The following is a 20,021-nucleotide window of genomic DNA, read 5'->3' as shown; positions in this document are numbered from 1 at the left end:
TTGCTTTAAAACTAAAATAGAGTACATTTATTCTACTCTAATACAAGAATGAAGGAATAAAGATCGAAATGGAAGAATCACATGATAGGTTCATGACTGAACAAATAGAAAGAATTAAAAGTAAGTTAGTTGAAGCTAAAGAGACAGATGAAAACCTGAAAGTATTTGGAGCTTCGAGTCATAAATATACTTTAGGAGAAGTTGTAAGTAAGGAAGATATTGTAAAATTTGAGACTAAATACAATGTAGGACTTCCTGATTGTTATAAAGCTTTTTTAATGAATGTTGGAAATGCTGGTGAGTCATTCTCGTCTTCGGCTGCAGGACCTTTTTATGGAATTTATCCACTTGGAGAAAATGTAGATGAATTTATCTATGAAAATACAGAGGAATATCTGAAAGAAGATTGTAAACTTTATCCAAAAATGGCAGATGACTTCTGGATGGAGTTGACGAAAAATATTGATAGCAATGACGATATTTCCGACAAGGATTTTGATCTTGAATTAGGAAAAATATTTTCTGGTATATTGCCTATTGGTAGCCAAGGTTGTACTTATTATCACGCACTTGTTTTAAATGGTGAATTTAAAGGAAGGGTCATAAATGTTGATAGTGAAAGATGTAAGCCCAGGTTTTCTTACGAGTTGAATTTTTTAGATTGGTATGAAAGGTGGCTTGACGAAGTGATTTCTGGAGACTTAATAAAGGATACGCCAAGTTGGTTTGGGTATACGATGGGCGGTTCAGCATCGGATATTTTAAAAATATACTTTTCGACTACAGAATATGAGGTTAAGATTGATTGTTTGGCTGGGATTTTAAATAAGCAAAAGTTAGATCCAGAAGTGCTAGATTTAATCGAAGAGGAATATAAAGGGAGTAATGGTGAGATTCAGAAAACATTACTTCAGATACTCACAAAAGTTGATTACGAAAGAGCATATCCGTATTTATTGGATTTTACAAAAGAGAGTTTATTAGATGTTTTTCAATTTGTATTTTGGTATGCAAAAGATAAAAGTTCAGATTGGTTGAAAGTTATAGAGTCAAATATTGGAAAAATAAATAACGAAGAAACTTTTAGATTTTGTACTTATTTATTGAAAGAGATGAATATTGATTATGCACGCTTTATCGTTCCTTTTACAGTAAATGAAAGTGAAAATATTAGGATTAGCGCTTATTATTCCCTTGGGCAATTAAGTAATAAAAGTCAATATATAGATGTATTTATTGCTGGACTAAGTGATAGTTCGAATATAGTTATTCATTCGGTATTGCAGGCTTTGGATGGGGTGGAAGATAAGAGACTTTTACAATGTTATAAGTTTATCGCAGAAAAGTTTCCGAAAGAGCAGGATTGCATTTTGGTAAACCTAAATCATAGGCTTAAGCCATTCGGTTTATCTAATACCACAATTAAAAATATAGATATCGATGTGTATTGCAAAGGGAAAAAATGGTTTCAGTTTTGGAAATAAATAGACTGTGGCTTCTTAGATTTAGTAATAAAAAGAAAGATAGTCTCAGTAGGGAAACTATCTTTCTTTTGTGATTTATGTTTTTGTAAAACTATTTTTGAAAGTTTTTATGATTGCGTTTTCGTTTGTATATTGTTTGCTTTAGTTGTTCTGTATTCTGAGAAATAATACTAATTGTGCCATCTATTTCCAGCATTGCTAATTTTACATCTTTGTAGTGTTCTACACCATGTTCACGCATTGCTTCTTCGAGTTCGTCGGATGATATGTTTAATTTGCTTAATGATTTAAAATCGATATGTCCATTATGGACTAGGATTTCGGGTTTTTCGAGCAGAAGATTATATAGACCTTTATATCGGTACGTAAGTTTTTTTAGAATGTAATTAATGACAAATAGTACGGCAGCGGCTGCAATTCCGCCAGAAAGGCTGGTGTCACTTCCTACCATTGCATTTTGTACCGCATTACTAATTAATAAAATCAGGATTACATCGGCAGTATTAAGTTGGGATAATTCTTTTTTTCCAAAAACACGTAATGCAATTACCATAAAAAAGTAAACACACGTACTACGGATGATAATATCGAGATATGGATTCATTTTTTTTAGTATTCGTTTTTAAGTCACGATATTCAGTGGTAGTATTCAGTTACAGTTTACAGTATTCGGTAACTGATACTGTGAACTGTAACTGCGTACTGTAAACTTATTTCAGTCTAAAATTCTTTTCAATGGCTTTTATCATTTCTCCTGCAACATCTTTATTTGTAGCTCCTTCAATTCCTTCCAGTCCAGGAGAAGAGTTTACTTCAAGTAATAAAGGTCCTTTGGATGAACGGATAATATCAACTCCGGCAACTTTTAAATCCATTGCTTTGGCTGCTTTGATTGCAATTCTTTTTTCTTCGCTGGTTATTTTTAATATCGAAGCCGTTCCTCCTAGGTGAATGTTTGCTCTAAATTCTCCTGGCATAGCTTCACGTTGAATTGCTGCAACCACTTTTCCGTCGATTACAAAACAACGTATATCCTTACCGTTTGCTTCCTTGATGAACTCTTGTACCAGAATGTTGGCATTTAGGCTTTTAAAGGCGTTTATAACGCTTTCTGCAGCCTTTTTTGTTTCTGCCAATACAACACCTTTACCTTGAGTACCTTCTAGTAATTTTACGATTAAAGGAGAACCTCCAACCATTTTAATTAAATCATCGGTATCCAAAGGCGAATTGGCAAAACCAGTTGTTGGGATATCAATTCCGCTATTCAATAATAATTGTAAAGAGTATAATTTATCTCGTGATTGAGTTATTGCTGAAGCTGAATTTAAACAAAAAACCTTCAATGCTTCAAACTGACGTGTTAATGCACAACCGTAAAAAGTAATACTTGGTCGAATACGCGGAATAATAGCATCAAATTGATTTAATATTTTTCCGCCACGATAATGGATTTCAGGCGTTTTTGCATCGAGTTTCATGTAACATTCCTTGATGTTTAAGAACTGCATCTCATGACCTCGCATTTCGCCGGCTTCCATGATTCTTTTATTGCTATATAATTCGGGATTACTAGCTAAGAGTCCAATTCGTAATCCAGAACTTGCTTTTTCGGAGTTTTGATATAATTCTTTTAGCGTGTCAGATGTTGGTTGTCCCAAAAGGTATTTTTCTTCTGGATCTACAAGTACTCTGCCGCTCATGGCTTCACGACCTAAAAGCATTCTAAAACCCATCGAATCTCGATTTGTAAGAGTCATTTCTATAGGCCATTTGGCATCCCCAATCTTTAGACTGGTTTGAATAACATAGCGCTGTTCTCTAAAGCCGCTAGAGCTTTTTACAACTCTTTTGTCTACCAAAGGAGCTTCGCAATGTATTATTGTTTTGGTATTATTTTGTATCGGATTAATATCAAATTTAACCCAATTGGCATCATTTTTTATAAAAGGAGCAATATTAATGGCATGCATCGCCGATGTTTTTGCACCCGAATCTACACGTGCTTTAATCGTTGGGATTCCCAATTCAGGAAAAGAGCACCATTCTTCGCTACCTAAGATGACTTTATTTTGAAGCATAATTTGATTTGTTTTACTTAATCAAAAGTAAATATTTGTTTTTAATAATTGATCGATTTCCTATAAAGAATAAACCCGTTATGTTATAAAAAACGTAACGGGTTTATATTTTGTTATAAAAAATAAATTAGATTATTGATTTGTTGGTTCTTCGGCTTTATGTACATCAACTGTAAGTTCTTGCGAAGTTTCGTTTAAGTCAATTAAAATTTCATCGCCTGAAGTAATTTTAGAAGTAATTATCTCTTCTGCCAATATATCTTCTACGTATTTCTGAATTGCTCTTTTTAGAGGTCTTGCTCCAAATTGCTTATCAAAACCTTTGTCTGCAATGAATGCTTTAGCTTTATCAGTAAGATTTAATTTATAACCTAACTCTTCTACACGTAAGTATAGTTTTTTAAGTTCAATTTCGATAATCAAATCAATATCGCTTTTCTCTAAACTGTTGAATACAATAACATCATCAATTCTGTTTAAGAATTCTGGTGCAAATGTTTTCTTCAAGGCGTTTTCAATAATGCTTTTAGAATTATCATCAGCTTGGGCTATTTTTGCAGCAGTTCCAAATCCAACTCCTTGACCAAAATCTTTTAATTGTCTTGCTCCAACATTTGAAGTCATGATAATTATAGTGTTTTTAAAATCAATTTTTCGACCTAAACTATCAGTTAAATATCCATCATCAAGTACTTGAAGCATCATGTTGAATACATCTGGATGTGCTTTTTCAATCTCATCTAAAAGTACTACACAGTAAGGTTTTCTACGAACTTTTTCGGTTAATTGTCCACCTTCTTCGTAACCAACGTATCCCGGAGGTGCTCCAACTAAACGTGAAATAGCAAATTTCTCCATGTATTCGCTCATGTCAATACGAACTAAAGCATCTTCAGAATCGAATAATTCTTTTGCCAGAACTTTTGCCAGTTGGGTTTTACCAACACCGGTTTGTCCTAAGAAAATGAATGATCCAATAGGTCTGTTTGGGTCTTTAAGACCAGCTCTGTTACGTTGGATAGAACGAGCAATTTTTAAAACTGCTTCATTTTGACCAATTACTTTATCTTGAATTAATTCAGGTAATTTGGCTAATTTGTTACTTTCTGTTTGTGCAATTCTGTTTACAGGAATTCCTGTCATCATAGACACTACGTCAGCAACATTATCTTCGGTTACTAGGATTCGGTTGTTTTTAGAATCTTCTTCCCATTGTTCCTGAGCTACGGCTAACTCTTTTTCGATGCGTTTTTCGTCATCACGAAGTTTAGCTGCTTCCTCATATTTTTGTTTTTTAACAACTACGTTTTTCAGTTCGCGCACTTCTTCCAGTTGACGTTCTAAATCTAAAATTTGTTTAGGAACATCAATATTGGTAATATGTACACGAGATCCAGCTTCATCAAGAGCATCAATCGCTTTGTCTGGTAAGAAACGCTCCGACATATATCGGTTTGTTAATTTTACACAAGCTTCGATTGCTTCAGGTGTATAGGTTACGTTGTGGTGATCTTCGTATTTGTCTTTAATATTATTTAAAATCTCAATTGTTTCTGCAACAGAAGTTGGTTCTACAATTACTTTTTGGAAACGTCTTTCTAACGCGCCGTCTTTTTCTATGTATTGTCTGTACTCGTCAAGTGTAGTTGCTCCAATACATTGGATTTCTCCTCTTGATAATGCAGGTTTAAACATATTCGATGCATCTAGAGATCCAGTTGCACCTCCAGCACCAACGATAGTGTGAATTTCATCGATAAAAAGGATGATATCATCATTTTTTTCTAGCTCATTCATTACCGCTTTCATACGTTCTTCAAACTGGCCACGATATTTGGTACCTGCTACAAGGCTTGCTAAGTCTAAGGTTACTACGCGTTTGTGAAATAAGATACGGGATACTTTTTTCTGAACAATACGCAAGGCTAGGCCTTCTGCAATAGCAGATTTTCCCACTCCAGGTTCACCAATTAATAAAGGGTTGTTCTTTTTTCTACGGCTTAAAATTTGCGAAACGCGTTCAATTTCTTTTTCACGTCCTACAACAGGGTCTAGTTTTCCTTCTTCGGCCATTTCTGTTAAATCTCTCCCAAAATTATCTAAAACAGGAGTTTTGGATTTTTTATTAGACTTATTGGCTGGATTATTAAAACTTCCTTCTTTAAGACTGTCATCTTGTCCTGAATCGTCATTATATGATTCGTTTCTAGGCAAGTTTTCTAAAAATTCTTCTTCGCTTGGAGTCATATTTAAATATTGTTCTTTAGCTATATCATAATCTATTTTTAGCTTATTCAATAACTTGGTTGTTGGATCGTTTTCGTTTCGTAAGATGCATAAAAGTAAGTGTGCTGTACTAATAGATGAGCTTTGGAATACTTTGGCTTCCAGGAATGTAGTTTTTAATGCTCTTTCGGCTTGACGCGTAAGGTGCAGGTTTTTCTTCTCTACATTAACTTCGGCACTAAGATTGGCAGGGCTCAGTATTTCGACCTTCCTACGTAAATGCTCTAAATCGACTGCTAGGTTATTTAATATATGAATGGCTTTTCCGTTTCCATCCCTTAAAATGCCCAGCATCAAATGTTCAGTACCAATAAAGTCGTGACCCAATCTTAAGGCTTCTTCTTTACTGTAGGTAATAACATCTTTTACTCTTGGTGAAAAATTATCATCCATAATATATAATTAGTATTGTAAATTTAGTGAATTAGTGTATGAAAAACAAAAACCATACCTATTAGAAACTCATGTCAGCTAAGAGACGAAAAAAATAATAATAAAACAGTTAAATATGGTTTAAATTATTAACCAAAGTGCTAAATAAAGTTGTTAATAAATCATTGAAATAAGTAGCGTAAAATACCTTCAAAAATTTCAAAAAGACGTATATTGGCACGTTTTGAAACTAATATAATTTTTTAATATAACAACTTATGTCTGAAGGAGAAAAGTTAATTCCTATTAACATAGAGGATGAAATGAAATCAGCTTACATCGATTATTCGATGTCAGTAATTGTATCGAGAGCGCTTCCTGATGTTAGAGATGGCTTGAAACCAGTGCATCGAAGAGTTCTTTACGGAATGTATGATTTAGGTGTAACTTCAAAATCTGCCCACAAAAAATCTGCAAGAATCGTAGGGGAGGTTCTGGGTAAGTATCACCCACACGGAGATACTTCAGTTTACGATGCCATGGTACGTATGGCTCAAGAATGGAGTTTACGTTATTTATTAGTTGATGGCCAAGGTAACTTTGGTTCTGTAGATGGAGATAGCCCGGCAGCAATGCGTTATACAGAGGCTAGAATGCGTAAGATTTCGGAAGAAATAATGGCAGATATCGAAAAAGAAACAGTTGATTTTCAATTGAACTTTGATGATACTTTGTATGAACCTAAAGTAATGCCAACAAGAGTTCCTACCTTATTAATAAACGGTGCAACAGGAATTGCTGTAGGTATGGCGACCAATATGCCTCCTCATAACCTTACTGAGGTTATTAACGGTACACTAGCTTATCTTGATAATAATGATATTGAAATAGACGAATTAATAACACATATTAAAGCTCCTGATTTTCCAACAGGAGGTATTATATATGGTTACGAAGGCGTTCGTGAAGCATTTAAAACAGGTAGAGGTCGTATTGTTATGCGTGCCAAAGTTGGTTTTGAAGAAGTAGATGGTAGAGAATGTATCATCGTAACCGAAATCCCATACCAGGTCAATAAGGCAGAAATGATCAAGCGTACTGCTGATTTGGTAAATGATAAAAAAATTGATGGAATTGCAAATATCCGTGATGAGTCGGATAGAAATGGTATGCGTATCGTTTATATCTTAAAACGTGATGCTACTCCAAACGTAGTTTTAAATACCTTATATAAATATACGTCATTACAATCCTCTTTTAGTGTAAATAATATTGCACTGGTAAAAGGTCGCCCACAAATGTTGAATCTAAAAGATATGATTCACTATTTTATTGAGCACCGTCATGATGTAGTTGTTCGTAGAACGAGATTTGAATTACGTAAAGCTGAGGAAAGAGCCCATATCTTAGAAGGTTTAATTATTGCATCTGATAATATAGATGAAGTAATTGCTTTAATAAGAGGTTCGAAAAACACTGAAGAAGCTCGTGAGAAATTAATCGAAAGATTCAAATTATCAGATATTCAAGCACGTGCTATCGTAGAAATGCGTTTACGTCAATTAACAGGTCTGGAACAAGATAAGTTAAGAGATGAGTATGAGGAATTGATGAAATTAATCGAGCATTTGAAAGCATTATTAGCAGATGTAGAGTTAAGAACTAATTTGATCAAAGAAGAACTTATCGAGATCCGTGAGAAATATGGAGATGCCCGTCGTTCTGTAATCGAATATTCTGGTGGAGATGTAAGTATCGAAGATTTAATTGCCGATGAAAATGTAGTAATTACAATTTCTCATGCAGGTTATATTAAACGTACAAATCTTACTGAATATAAGACGCAAAATAGAGGAGGAGTTGGACAAAAAAGTGCAGGAACAAGAGATCAGGATTTCCTTGAGCATATGTTCGTAGCCACCAACCACCAATATATGATGTTCTTTACCCAAAAAGGTAAATGTTTCTGGATGCGTGTATACGAAATTCCGGAAGGAAGCAAAACTGCAAAAGGTAGAGCTATCCAAAACTTGGTAAATATAGAAAGCGACGATAAAGTAAAAGCGTTCATCTGTACTCAAGACTTAAAAGATAAAGATTATATCAATAGTCATAATCTGGTTATGGTGACCAAAAAAGGTCAGGTTAAGAAAACTTCTTTAGAGAAATATTCTAAACCTAGAGTAAATGGTGTTGCTGCAATTACTATTAAAGAAGGAGACGAATTATTAGAAGCTAAATTAACCAATGGTGAAAGCCAAATTATTCTAGCTGTAAAATCTGGTAAATTAGTTCGTTTTGAAGAAACTAAAACCCGTCCAATGGGAAGAACAGCTTCAGGAGTTCGTGGAATTACACTAAAAGACGATACTGATGAAGTAATTGGTATGGTTACGGTTGATAAAGAGAATGTAAACGATTCGCAAATTTTGGTTGTAACTGAAAATGGATACGGTAAACGTACCAAATTAGTTGATGATGATGGAGAGGATGTTTACAGAATTACTAATCGTGGTGGAAAAGGAGTGAAAACTCTTAATATTACGGAGAAAACGGGTAAACTTATCTCTATTAACGCAGTAACAGATGCAGATGATTTAATGATTATCAATAAATCTGGATTAACAATAAGAATGGCTATTGAGGATTTACGTGTAATGGGTCGTGCCACTCAGGGAGTTAGATTGATTAACTTAAAAGGTAAAGATTCTATCGCAGCTGTTACTAAAGTTATGAAAGATGATGTTGCAGAAGTTATTGTTGATGAAGATGGTAATGTTATCGAATCTGTAATCGAAAGAGTTAAGCCAGATTTAGAAGTACTTGAAGACGAAGGTCCTGTAGAAGATGATGAAGACGAAGATGATGTAGAGGAAGAAGACGCTGAGGATGATTCGGAAGAAGAAGAATCTGAAGAATAATTAATAGAAATCCAACAAACAATTATAATAAATTAAAATAGAATATTATGAAAAGTAAATATGTAATACTAGCGTCAGCATTATTGATATCGGTAGCTACTTTTGCTCAAAAAGATCAAATTAAAGACGCTGAAAAAGCATTAAAAAATGGTGACTCTAAGTCGGCTATTTCTATCTTGGATTCAGCAGATTACCTGATTGCTAATGCAAAAGATACTGAACAAGCTCAATTTTATTTTGTAAAAGGAAATGCTTATTTAGATTTGGCAAAAAAAGGAGTTGAAGAAGGTAAAAATCTTTCGCTTGCAGCAGATGCTTACAAGACATTAATTAGTACAGAAAAAGCTTCTGGAAAAACCAAATATTCAACGCAGGCAGCTGCTTCTATCACGGATATTAAAGGAAGATTGATTAATGGAGCTATAGCAGATTCAAAAGTTAATAAAAATGCAGAAGGAGCAAAGAAAATTTACGATGCTTATTTGCTTGACAAAAAAGATACAATCAATTTGTATTATGCAGCTTCAACTTACGTAAATGCAGGTGATTTTAATACAGCATTACCTCTTTATGAAGAATTAAAAAGAATTAATTATTCAGGAAAAGGGACAATTTTCTTGGCAATGAATAAGACAACGAAAGAAGAAGATTCATTTGCAACTGCAAATGAAAGAGATCTTTCTGTTAAGATTGGAACACATGAAAAACCAAGAACTGAAGTTGTACCTTCTAAAAGAGGTGAAATTTATAAAAACATTTCACTTATTTTAGTTCAAAATGGTAAAATAGAAGAAGCAAAGAAAGCGATTGCTGATGCAAGAGTTGCAAATCCAGATGATAACTCTTTACTTTTAACAGAGGCAAACTTGTATTTAGAAACTAAGGATTTCGAAACTTACAAAAAGTTAATTAATGAGGTATTGAAAAAGAATCCAAACGATCCTGATTTACTTTTTAATTTAGGAGTAATTAGCGGAAATGCTAAAAATCCTGTGGATGCTGAAAAGTATTACTTGAAAGTAATTGAGATTAAACCTGATTATACTAATGCTTATATTAATCTTGCGGCTTTAAAATTAGAAGATGAAAAACCTCTAATTGATGAGATGAACAAGCTAGGAACTTCAGCAAAAGATATGAAACGTTATGATGAGTTAAAAGCTAAAAGAAATGTTCTTTTCAAAAGCACAATACCTTATCTTAAAAAAGCAGTGGAGTTAGATCCTAAAAATCAAGATATATCTAAAACGCTTTTAAACGTTTATAGTGCGCTTGAAATGACTGCAGAATATAAAGCATTGAAAGCAAGTATGTAAAAATTATTTTGCTAAGCATAAAAAAACCGAGATAGAATATTCTATCTCGGTTTTTTTATGCTTATATGTAAGGTATATTTCAATTAGAATTATAATAATTGCAATAAGGATTAATCAAGCATTCATTGCACTTTGGTTTTGGACGACATACTTCTCTGCCTAAAAAAGAAAGTGCCATTCCGATTTCTCCCCAAATAGGTGTTGGTAAAACTTGCATTAGTTCTTTCTCTACTTTATTACCGTCTTTGTGTTCTTTTGTTAATCCTATTCTTGGAGCAACACGTATAACATGTAGATCTGCAATAATTCCTTCGGCGGGTTTATTTGATTCTCGCAAGATTACATTTGCCGACTTTCGACCGATGCCTTTTAACGCAACCAAATCTTTCATGGTCATCGGAATATTTTCGTCTTTTTTTAATGTCGTTGCAATCTCAATTAACCATTCGCCCTTAGTTCTATAATTTCTAACTTTACTGATGTAAGGAAAGAGTTCTTCGAGAGTTGTTGTAGCAAGACTCTCTATGTTTGGATATTTAGCAAACAATATTGGAGCAATCGAATTAATATTCGCATCAGAATCTTGTGCAGACAATATTACCATCACAAGTAACTGATATGTATTTTGATAATCCAAAGGATGTCTTCTTCCTTTATATTTTGTTAGAATTGGTTCTAATTTTGCTTCCCAATTTGATGTTTCTCCAAACAAGTCCATGGTTATTTATCTTTAAAATCTACCGATAGGGAATTTACACAATAACGTTGTCCAGTTTGGGTTGGACCATCATCAAATACGTGTCCTAAATGGCTGCCACAATTTGCACAAAGAATCTCTGTTCTTTTCATACCATGACTTACATCCGAGATATATTCTACTTTTCCAGGAATAGATTCATCAAATGAAGGCCATCCGCAGTGTGCGTCAAATTTCGAATTACTTTCAAATAGAGGTTCATTGCAGGCACCACAACAATAAATACCTTTTTCAAAATGGAGATTGTATTTTCCTGTATGAGGATATTCAGTTCCTTTTTGGCGAAGTACACGATAGCGTTCTTCCCCCAATTGGGCTTTCCATTCTTGTTCTGTTTTTTCGATTGGATATTTCATGTATTTTAATTTTAGAATAATTTATTTTAGAAAAAGTGAGACTAACAAAATTAGTTACTTATGTTCAATAAATTGTATTGTTTTATTAATTACATTTTGATTACCCAATATTTTTCGGTGTCCTAATCCTTCGGTTAATATTAGAGTTCCTTTTTTTAAATGGTCATTGATGTGAATTCCTGCTTTTACAGAGACTTCGGGGTCATCTTTATCATGGATAACCAAAACTGGAATTTCTACATTAGCAGCAGCGATATATGCCGAAAAGTCATTCATTTTTACCTGATGTTTATTCTCAAAATAATCACGCAAGCGAATGGCTATTTTTTGCTTTAGCTCTAGCTTGGCAACAAAATCATCTATAATATCCTGTACAATATCGCCACTTCCAATAATAACAGCACGATTAACATTTAAACCTTTTTTTATAGCATTTAATACCGACATACCTCCTAATGAATGTCCAACAGCAGCTTCAAATGGGCCGTAATGTTTTTCTATTTCTAATATTGAAGCAATAAAATCGACCATGTGAGTCGTTTTTCCCGGAGATTTTCCATGCGCCGGAGCATCAAAACTTACAGTTTCATAGCCATGTTTTATTAATTCATCGGCAATCTTGAATAATTGTGTCCCCCGACCAGACCAGCCATGAACCAGTAAAATTTTCTTATCACTTTTACCATATTTATACACCACAATTTCTTTATTGATTGATGGGACTTGTATAGTGTGCTGAATGGTTTTATGGTCCATTTCTAGTTCTCTTTTGGGAACTTTATGTTTTATAGGTGTTGTAAAAAGTTTTGTCGCATATAAAGTAACTAGTTTAGGAGAAATAAAAGCGAGAAGTTTACCAGTTAGTATTATAAATCGAGGAACTTTTAAAGATTGTGTTGGATTAGAAGTCTTTTTTGTCATTTCAATAAAATTTTATTAGGCCCTTATTCTTTCTTTATTTTTTGCTAAATTTAAAAAAACATAAAAGTAATACAATTAATATAACGTATCGTCTTAATTTGAATGTCTATAAACATTTATAATGATGATTTTCAAAATTTCATAAATGGAAATATTTCATATTAGTGCAGAATGTTATCCTATGGCAAAAGTTGGCGGTTTGGCAGATGTTGTAGGTGCTTTACCCAAATATCAAAATAAAGCCGGACACCAGGTAAGAGTTGTTGTTCCAGGTTATGATACTAAATTTAAAGAAGAAAATGTTTTTGAAAGTGTTTATGAAGGCGATGTAAAGCTGGGGAATTTTAGTTTCCCATTTCGTGTACTCAAAGAGACTAGTGATAAGTTGGGTTTTGAGCTCTATTTAATAGAGATTAAAGAATTATTCGATAGAAAGGATGTTTATGGATATGAAGATGATATCGAACGATTTGTAGCTTTTCAATCGGCCACTCTGGATTGGCTTATTGTAAGAGGTGAAGTGCCAGATGTAATTAATTGCCACGATCATCATACGGGTTTAATTCCTTTTATGATGGAATTTGGATATAAGTATTCAAAATTAAAAAATGTTGCTTCGGTAATTACAATCCATAATGGGTTATATCAAGGACAGTTTGGGTTTGATAAACTTAATTATTTACCTGAATTTGATCTTACTCATGTAAAAATTCTAGAATGGGATAATTGTATTAATTCATTGGCTGTTGGTGTAAAATGTGCGGGTGCAGTAACAACAGTTTCGCCAAGCTATTTAAATGAAATTAATAATTGGGCAAATGGATTGGAATCATTATTTAATATGTCCCGACATAAATCGAAGGGTATTTTAAATGGTATTGATATCGAAGTTTGGGATCCATCCAAAGATAAAATGATCGAGGAGCAATATACAATTGAAAGCCTTGAGAATGGAAAACAAAAAAATAAAGAGAAACTATGCTCTCAATTTGACTTAGATCCAACAAAACCACTATTTAGTTTTATAGGACGTTTATTTGATGAAAAGGGAGGTGATTTATTGCCACAAGCTTCGGCATTGGCATTATCAGAGAATTTTGAAGAGATTAATATATTGATTTTAGGCTCAGGAAATGTTATTATAGAAGATCAGTTAAAATCTTTGCTAAATGATTATCAAGGAAATTATAATGTCTTTATTGGATATAATGAAGAATTGGCACATTTAATTTATGCAGGTTCCGATTTTTTATTGATGCCTTCCAGAGTAGAACCTTGTGGGTTAAACCAAATGTATTCTTTGCGTTATGGAACTGTTCCTATTGTTCGAAGAACGGGAGGCTTAAGAGATACGGTTATTGATTTTGGAGATAAAGGAAATGGGATTTGCCATGATCAGGCATCTGTAGGGGATATTTATTACTCGATTGGGCGTGCAATCGGACTGTTTAATGATAAAAAAAGCTTTTATGAAATAAGAAAATTAGGAATGGGTATTGACCATTCCTGGGAGAGTGTTTGTCAGGAATATATTGAAGTCTACAACATAATAATTCAAGCAAAATGAAAATTAATAAAAATGGCATCGTTGCAATTATTTTAGGAGGAGGTCAGGGATCTCGTTTATATCCATTAACAGAAACAAGATCAAAACCCGCAGTACCTATTGGTGGAAAATACAGATTAGTAGATATTCCTATTTCAAATTGTATTAACTCGGATATTTATAAAATGTTCGTTTTAACTCAATTTAATTCGGCTTCTTTAAATGCACATATAAAAAACACGTATAATTTTAGTGTATTTAGTAATGCCTTTGTAGATATTCTTGCTGCAGAACAAACCCCCGATAATCCAACATGGTTTCAAGGAACAGCTGATGCTGTGAGACAATGTATGCCTTATTTTTTAAATCATAATTTTGAATACGCCTTAATTTTATCCGGAGATCAATTGTATCAGATGGATTTTAATGATATGATTAAAGCACATATAAAACGTGGAGCCGATATATCGATTGCTACCTTACCGGTAAATGCCAAAGATGCTCCTGAATTTGGGATTCTGAAAACAAATTCGGAAAATTGGATAGAATCTTTTATTGAAAAACCCGAAGCATCATTACTACCAGATTGGGAATCGGAGGTAAGTGATCATATGAAAGAGCAAGGAAAACACTATTTGGCATCGATGGGGATTTATATCTTCAACAGAAAACTATTGGTAGAATTGATGTCTAATACTGAAACGAAAGATTTTGGAAAAGAAATTATCCCACAAGCCGTAGGAAACAAAAAAATATTAAGTTATCAATACGAAGGATATTGGACAGATATCGGTAATATAGATTCATTTTTTGAAGCTAATATTGGATTGACAAAGGATTTGCCTGAATTTAATTTGTTTGATAATGATAATAAAATCTTTACACGTCCGAGATTGTTACCACCGTCTAAATTCTATAAAACATTAATCGAAAAGTCATTAATTTCCGAAGGTTGTATCATTAATGCCAAAGAAATTCTTTGTTCGGTAATAGGTATTCGTTCCCGAATAGGTGAAGGTACTATTATCCAGCATTGTTATGTTATGGGTAATGATTTATATCAAAGTATTGAAGATATGGAAGAAGATGATCAAAACAACCGAAAACATATTGGTATTGGCGAGAGATGTTATATTAAAAATGCTCTGGTAGATAAAAATTGCCGAATCGGGAACGATGTTCATATTAATGGAGGAAAGCATTTGGATAATTTTTCAAATGAATTGTATGCCATTAAAGAAGGAATAATTGTTATTAAAAAAGGAGCTGTTATACCGGATAATTTCAGAATAGATTAATAGTACAAAATAGATTTTTTACACCATTTTTTACCGAAGTTAAAAAGGTAAATACTTTATTAATATTCTATAAGTAGAATTTATAATTCCTATATGAGCAACGTTATTACGTATTCTTTATTTACTGATTTTGATATTGACTTATTCAAAGCAGGAAAACACTTTCGATTGTATGAAAAATTAGGAGCACATTTAACGGAAGTAAATGGAGTGAAAGGCGTTTATTTTGCCGTTTGGGCACCAACGGCAAAAACTGTTTCGGTAGTAGGAGATTTTAATTATTGGACTCAAGGAGAACATTTACTAGAGGTACGTTGGGATTCATCGGGAATTTGGGAAGGTTTTATTCCAAATCTTGAAAAAGGCGCTATATATAAATATAAAATAGAATCTAATAACGGAGGTATTGTAACCGAAAAAGCAGATCCATTTGCTTTTTATTGCGAGAAACCACCGCATACGGCTTCGGTAATTTGGGATCTGGATTATGAGTGGAAAGATATAAACTGGATGCAATCACGCCCGGAACACAATAATCTTGATAAACCGTACTCTGTTTATGAGGTTCATTTGGGTTCCTGGAAAAGACATTCGCATGAAAATAGATTTCTGACCTATCTTGAATTTGCCGAAGATTTGGTAAATTATGTAAAGGAAACAGGTTTTACGCATGTAGAATTTATGCCAATAATGGAATATCCCTATGATCCTTCTTGGGGATATCAATTGGTAGGTTATTTTGCTCCCACATCACGTTTTGGGAAACCACAGGATTTTATGGTTTTAGTCGATAAATTGCATCAGGCAGGAATAGGTGTAATTCTGGATTGGGTTCCTTCTCATTTCCCAGAAGATGCTCACGGACTAGGTTTTTTTGATGGCTCAAGTTTATATGAACACCCAGACAGAAGAAAAGGATATCATCCCGATTGGAAGAGTTTGGTGTTTAATTACGGACGTAATGAGGTGCGTTCTTTCCTAATTAGTAATGCGATATTCTGGTTGCAACATTATCACGTAGATGGACTTCGTGTAGATGCCGTTGCCTCAATGTTATATTTGGATTATTCGAGAAATGAAGGCGAATGGGAACCTAATATTTATGGAGGAAGAGAAAATTTAGATACGATTAGTTTTCTAAAAGAATTTAATGAAGCTGTTTATGCAAATTTTCAAGGAGTTCAGACAATAGCCGAAGAAAGTACTTCTTTTCCAATGGTATCAAGACCTACTTTTACAGGAGGATTAGGATTTGGAATGAAATGGATGATGGGTTGGATGCATGATACATTACAGTATTTTCAAAAAGAAACTGTCTATCGTAAATACCATCAGGATGACTTAACTTTTTCTATGACTTACGCTTTTAGCGAAAATTTTATGCTGCCGCTTTCTCATGATGAGGTAGTATATGGAAAAAAATCAATTGCAAATAGAATGCCTGGAGATGAATGGCAAAAATTTGCCAACTTACGATTGTTGTACGGATATATGTTTACACATCCGGGGACAAAACTATTATTCATGGGATCCGAATTTGGACAAAGTGAAGAATGGAATTTTCAGGAAAGTTTGGATTGGCATTTGCTACAATATGATTATCATAAAGGAATCAAAAGAACAATTACCGATTTAAATAATTTATACAAAACAAAACCCGCTTTGTATGAAAAACAATTTAGTAACGATGGTTTTGAATGGATTAATTATTCGGATCATCAAAATGCTGTTTTGAGCTACATCCGAAAAGGAAATAACCTTAAAGATGATCTGGTTGTGGTGTGTAATTTTACCCAAGTGTCGCGAGATAACTATCGTATTGGATTACCACGAAAAGGAAAATTACTTGAAATTTTTAATAGCGATCTTAAAATTTACGAAGGAAGTGGTGTAACAAATTCAGGAGATTTAAACATTGAATCTTCACCTTATGATGGCAGGGATTATTCAATCGAATTAATTTTACCTCCATTAAGTGTTACAGTTTATAGTTTTTTGTAGAAACTGAAATTTGAGAATAATTTTCAGACTGTGATTTTATCATTTTTAAGGTCGAAAATTAAGATTTTATCGATTTTAAAATGTATAATTTAAGAGTTATATATAAATAACGTTTTCGTTATTATTGCTGATATTCAGGATGATTTGTTTAGTTTTTTTGTAAGTTTGAGAGACGTTATTGTTTTTATAATTAATCAATTACCACTATGATTACAAATACAGAATTACAATATAAAGGCGATTTATATCCATCTCGGATAGTTTCTTATAATCATGAAGGCGACGCAGTATTTTTTAATACTGATAATAAAGTAATTTTAAAAGTTACTATTCTTCGAGATAGCTTAATCCGTTTTCGATTCACTACAAAAGGATATTTTAGCAACGATTTTTCATATGCAATTGATAAGAGTCAATTACACGGTTACAACATCTTAGAAATTACCGAAGAAGATACATTTTATCAAATACAAACTAGTAAAGTCAAATGTAAAATTCAAAAAAATGACATGCGTTTGTCAATTTTTGATTTAAATGACAATCTAATTCTTGAAGATGAATTGGGTTTCCATTGGGAAGAAAGCTATGAATATGGTGGAAATATCGTAAAAATGAGTAAATCTTCAAAAGATGGAGAATGTTTTTATGGGTTGGGTGATAAGGCTACACAAATGAACCTGAAGGGGAAAAGATTAGAAAATTTTGCAACCGATCAATATGCTTATCAAAAAGACCAAGATCCGTTATACAAAGTAGTTCCTTTCTATATTGGTTTGCAAAATAAGCAATCTTACGGAATCTTTTTTGATAATACATTTAGAACTTATTTTGATTTTTGTCAGGAAAGAAGAAATGTTACCAGTTTTTGGGCCGAAGGAGGGGAAATGAATTATTATTTTATTTATGGACCGCAAATGCAGGATGTGGTTACAACCTATACCGATTTAACCGGAAAGCCTGAATTGCCGCCACTTTGGGTATTAGGATATCATCAATGTAAATGGAGCTATTATCCGGAAAGTAAAGTAAAAGAAATCACTTCGAAGTTTAGAGAGTTAAAAATTCCGTGCGATGCTATTTATCTGGATATCGATTATATGGAAGGATTTCGATGTTTTACATGGAATAAAGAATATTTCCCAGACCCGAAACGAATGGTTGCCGAACTAGCCGAAGACGGGTTTAAAACGATTGTAATTATTGATCCCGGAATTAAAATAGACAAAGATTATTGGGTTTATAAAGAAGGATTAGAGAAAGATTATTTCTGCAAGAGAGCCGATGGACCTTATATGAAAGGGAAAGTGTGGCCGGGAGAATGTAATTTTCCCGATTATACAAATCCTGCTGTTCGGGAATGGTGGGCAGGTTTATTTAAGGAATTAATATCAGATATTGGAGTAAAAGGAGTCTGGAACGATATGAATGAGCCAGCAGTTATGGAGGTTCCCAATAAAACCTTCCCTATGGATGTTCGTCATTTATATGATGGAAATCCGTGTAGTCACAGGAAAGCACATAATATTTATGGTACACAAATGGCAAGAGCAACTTATCATGGTGTAAAACGTTTTTCATACCCTAAACGCCCTTTTATTATTACCAGATCGGCATATTCCGGTGCGCAGCGTTATACTTCCTCCTGGACAGGCGATAATGTTGCTACTTGGGAACATTTATGGGTTGCTAATATTCAGGTACAACGTTTATCTCTTTCGGGAATGGGTTTTACAGGATCGGATATTGGTGGTTTTGCCGAGCAACCTACAGGAGAGTTATATGCTCGCTGGATACAATTAGGGGTTTTTCATCCGTTTTGCCGTACGCATTCTTCGGGAGATCATGGAAATCAAGAACCTTGGGCTTTTGATGAAGAAGTTGTAAATGTTACTCGAAAATTCGTTAGTCTCCGTTATCAGTTATTGCCGTATTTGTACACCATGTTCTGGCAATATATAGAAGAGGGAATTCCTATGCTTAAACCATTGGTGTATTACGATCAGGAGGATACGCAAACTCACTACAGAAACGATGAATTTATTTTTGGAAATCAAATCTTGGTTTGTCCTATCCTAGAACCTAATTCCTTAGGACGTAGAATGTATTTACCTCGTGGAGAATGGTATAATTACTGGACAAATGAATTATATACCGGAGGAAAAGAAATTTGGGTAGATACAAAATTTGATGAAATTCCAGTATTTGTAAAAGCGGGAGCAATTATTCCCAAATATCCTGTACAACAATATGTTGGAGAACTTGAATTTGATGAGTTAACTTTAGATTTATATTATAAAGAAGGAAAAGAAAAATCAGTTGTTTATGAAGATGCTCAGGATGGATATGATTATAAAAAAGGGCGATATAGTTTCTTATCATTTCAGTTAAGAGGGAAAGAAAAAGAACTTATAATACAGCTTCATAAAGAAGGAAAGTATGATACACCGTATTCCAAGTATAAAATTAATTTTATTGGTTTGCCTTTTGAGATAAAAGAAATTGAAATTGATAATGAAATCGTATTTTTTGATAAAGCAGAATTTTTAAACAATGGTTTTTTACTAATTGATAAAGAGTTTAATGAGCTACATATTATAGGAGAATAACCTAATTATGATATATTTTAAACGAATTGTGTAAAAAATGAATTCATAATAATTGTATTTTTGCGCAGTATTTAAA

13 protein-coding genes are annotated in these 20,021 nt (G+C 33.3%); 7 read left to right on the top strand and 6 right to left on the bottom strand.

Annotated elements, in window-relative coordinates; all coding sequences use genetic code 11:
* Positions 1 to 68: 68 nt before the first annotated feature.
* A complete protein-coding gene (locus OIU83_RS04030) occupies positions 69 to 1,484 on the top strand; it encodes an SMI1/KNR4 family protein (RefSeq protein WP_264204981.1) in 1,416 nt (471 codons plus the stop codon).
* A gap of 91 nt (positions 1,485 to 1,575) precedes the next feature.
* Here the strand turns inward: OIU83_RS04030 and OIU83_RS04025 are convergent, their stop codons facing one another.
* From OIU83_RS04025 to OIU83_RS04015, 3 genes are all read right to left on the bottom strand, one after another.
* Entirely contained in the window at positions 1,576 to 2,088 is a 513-nt protein-coding gene (locus OIU83_RS04025) for a DUF421 domain-containing protein (protein ID WP_264204980.1), read from the bottom strand.
* A 106-nt stretch (positions 2,089 to 2,194) separates the two neighbouring features.
* On the bottom strand, positions 2,195 to 3,565 hold the full coding sequence (rimK, locus tag OIU83_RS04020) for a 30S ribosomal protein S6--L-glutamate ligase (protein WP_264204979.1): 1,371 nt from the start codon (positions 3,563 to 3,565) through the stop codon (positions 2,195 to 2,197).
* Between the two features lie 132 nt (positions 3,566 to 3,697).
* Positions 3,698 to 6,244 (bottom strand): ATP-dependent Clp protease ATP-binding subunit, encoded by a 2,547-nt coding sequence (locus OIU83_RS04015; protein WP_264204978.1) that lies wholly within the window; start codon positions 6,242 to 6,244, stop codon positions 3,698 to 3,700.
* A gap of 257 nt (positions 6,245 to 6,501) precedes the next feature.
* Here OIU83_RS04015 and gyrA point away from each other — a divergent pair, with 257 nt between their 5' ends.
* Positions 6,502 to 9,144 (top strand): DNA gyrase subunit A, encoded by a 2,643-nt coding sequence (gene gyrA, locus OIU83_RS04010; protein ID WP_264204977.1) that lies wholly within the window; start codon positions 6,502 to 6,504, stop codon positions 9,142 to 9,144.
* A 47-nt stretch (positions 9,145 to 9,191) separates the two neighbouring features.
* On the top strand, positions 9,192 to 10,460 hold the full coding sequence (locus OIU83_RS04005) for a tetratricopeptide repeat protein (protein WP_264204976.1): 1,269 nt from the start codon (positions 9,192 to 9,194) through the stop codon (positions 10,458 to 10,460).
* 79 nt (positions 10,461 to 10,539) lie between these two features.
* On the opposite strand, the gene OIU83_RS04000 is transcribed toward OIU83_RS04005, so the two are convergent.
* Genes OIU83_RS04000 through OIU83_RS03990 form a run of 3 tightly spaced genes read right to left on the bottom strand, consistent with a single transcriptional unit; the run spans position 10,540 to position 12,494 of the window.
* On the bottom strand, positions 10,540 to 11,178 hold the full coding sequence (locus tag OIU83_RS04000; RefSeq protein WP_264204975.1) for an endonuclease III domain-containing protein: 639 nt from the start codon (positions 11,176 to 11,178) through the stop codon (positions 10,540 to 10,542).
* A gap of 2 nt (positions 11,179 to 11,180) precedes the next feature.
* On the bottom strand, positions 11,181 to 11,573 hold the full coding sequence (gene msrB / locus OIU83_RS03995; RefSeq protein WP_264204974.1) for a peptide-methionine (R)-S-oxide reductase MsrB: 393 nt from the start codon (positions 11,571 to 11,573) through the stop codon (positions 11,181 to 11,183).
* 54 nt (positions 11,574 to 11,627) lie between these two features.
* On the bottom strand, positions 11,628 to 12,494 hold the full coding sequence (locus tag OIU83_RS03990) for an alpha/beta hydrolase (RefSeq protein WP_264204973.1): 867 nt from the start codon (positions 12,492 to 12,494) through the stop codon (positions 11,628 to 11,630).
* 145 nt (positions 12,495 to 12,639) lie between these two features.
* On the opposite strand from OIU83_RS03990, the gene OIU83_RS03985 reads away from it, so the two are divergent.
* The 4 genes from OIU83_RS03985 (at position 12,640) to OIU83_RS03970 (ending at position 19,945) form a co-directional block, all read left to right on the top strand.
* Positions 12,640 to 14,061 (top strand): glycogen synthase, encoded by a 1,422-nt coding sequence (locus tag OIU83_RS03985; RefSeq protein WP_264204972.1) that lies wholly within the window; start codon positions 12,640 to 12,642, stop codon positions 14,059 to 14,061.
* Positions 14,058 to 15,338, top strand: coding sequence for a glucose-1-phosphate adenylyltransferase (locus OIU83_RS03980; protein WP_264204971.1), 1,281 nt, complete (start codon positions 14,058 to 14,060; stop codon positions 15,336 to 15,338). Before OIU83_RS03985 ends, OIU83_RS03980 begins: the two co-directional genes overlap by 4 nt.
* A gap of 93 nt (positions 15,339 to 15,431) precedes the next feature.
* The gene (glgB, locus tag OIU83_RS03975) at positions 15,432 to 17,339 is read left to right on the top strand and encodes a 1,4-alpha-glucan branching protein GlgB (protein ID WP_264204970.1); all 1,908 of its coding nucleotides are present in this window, start codon (positions 15,432 to 15,434) and stop codon (positions 17,337 to 17,339) included.
* A 206-nt stretch (positions 17,340 to 17,545) separates the two neighbouring features.
* The gene (locus OIU83_RS03970; protein WP_264204969.1) at positions 17,546 to 19,945 is read left to right on the top strand and encodes a glycoside hydrolase family 31 protein; all 2,400 of its coding nucleotides are present in this window, start codon (positions 17,546 to 17,548) and stop codon (positions 19,943 to 19,945) included.
* Positions 19,946 to 20,021: the final 76 nt, after the last annotated feature.

The sequence above is a fragment of the Flavobacterium shii genome (assembly GCF_025847235.1).
GTDB classification, from domain to species: domain Bacteria; phylum Bacteroidota; class Bacteroidia; order Flavobacteriales; family Flavobacteriaceae; genus Flavobacterium; species Flavobacterium shii.
This window is presented reverse-complemented; position numbering and strand designations above follow the sequence as displayed.

Bases quoted from the DNA above. Each gene is read 5' to 3' on its own strand.
- OIU83_RS04030 (WP_264204981.1), top strand. From the start codon at position 69: ATGGAAGAATCACATGATAGGTTCATGACTGAACAAATAGAAAGAATT.
- OIU83_RS03970 (WP_264204969.1), top strand. From the start codon at position 17,546: ATGATTACAAATACAGAATTACAATATAAAGGCGATTTATATCCATCT.
- gyrA (WP_264204977.1), top strand. From the start codon at position 6,502: ATGTCTGAAGGAGAAAAGTTAATTCCTATTAACATAGAGGATGAAATG.
- OIU83_RS03985 (WP_264204972.1), top strand. From the start codon at position 12,640: ATGGAAATATTTCATATTAGTGCAGAATGTTATCCTATGGCAAAAGTT.
- OIU83_RS03990 (WP_264204973.1), bottom strand. From the start codon at position 12,494: ATGACAAAAAAGACTTCTAATCCAACACAATCTTTAAAAGTTCCTCGA.
- OIU83_RS04000 (WP_264204975.1), bottom strand. From the start codon at position 11,178: ATGGACTTGTTTGGAGAAACATCAAATTGGGAAGCAAAATTAGAACCA.
- OIU83_RS03980 (WP_264204971.1), top strand. From the start codon at position 14,058: ATGAAAATTAATAAAAATGGCATCGTTGCAATTATTTTAGGAGGAGGT.
- OIU83_RS04015 (WP_264204978.1), bottom strand. From the start codon at position 6,244: ATGGATGATAATTTTTCACCAAGAGTAAAAGATGTTATTACCTACAGT.
- rimK (WP_264204979.1), bottom strand. From the start codon at position 3,565: ATGCTTCAAAATAAAGTCATCTTAGGTAGCGAAGAATGGTGCTCTTTT.
- OIU83_RS04005 (WP_264204976.1), top strand. From the start codon at position 9,192: ATGAAAAGTAAATATGTAATACTAGCGTCAGCATTATTGATATCGGTA.
- OIU83_RS04025 (WP_264204980.1), bottom strand. From the start codon at position 2,088: ATGAATCCATATCTCGATATTATCATCCGTAGTACGTGTGTTTACTTT.
- msrB (WP_264204974.1), bottom strand. From the start codon at position 11,573: ATGAAATATCCAATCGAAAAAACAGAACAAGAATGGAAAGCCCAATTG.
- glgB (WP_264204970.1), top strand. From the start codon at position 15,432: ATGAGCAACGTTATTACGTATTCTTTATTTACTGATTTTGATATTGAC.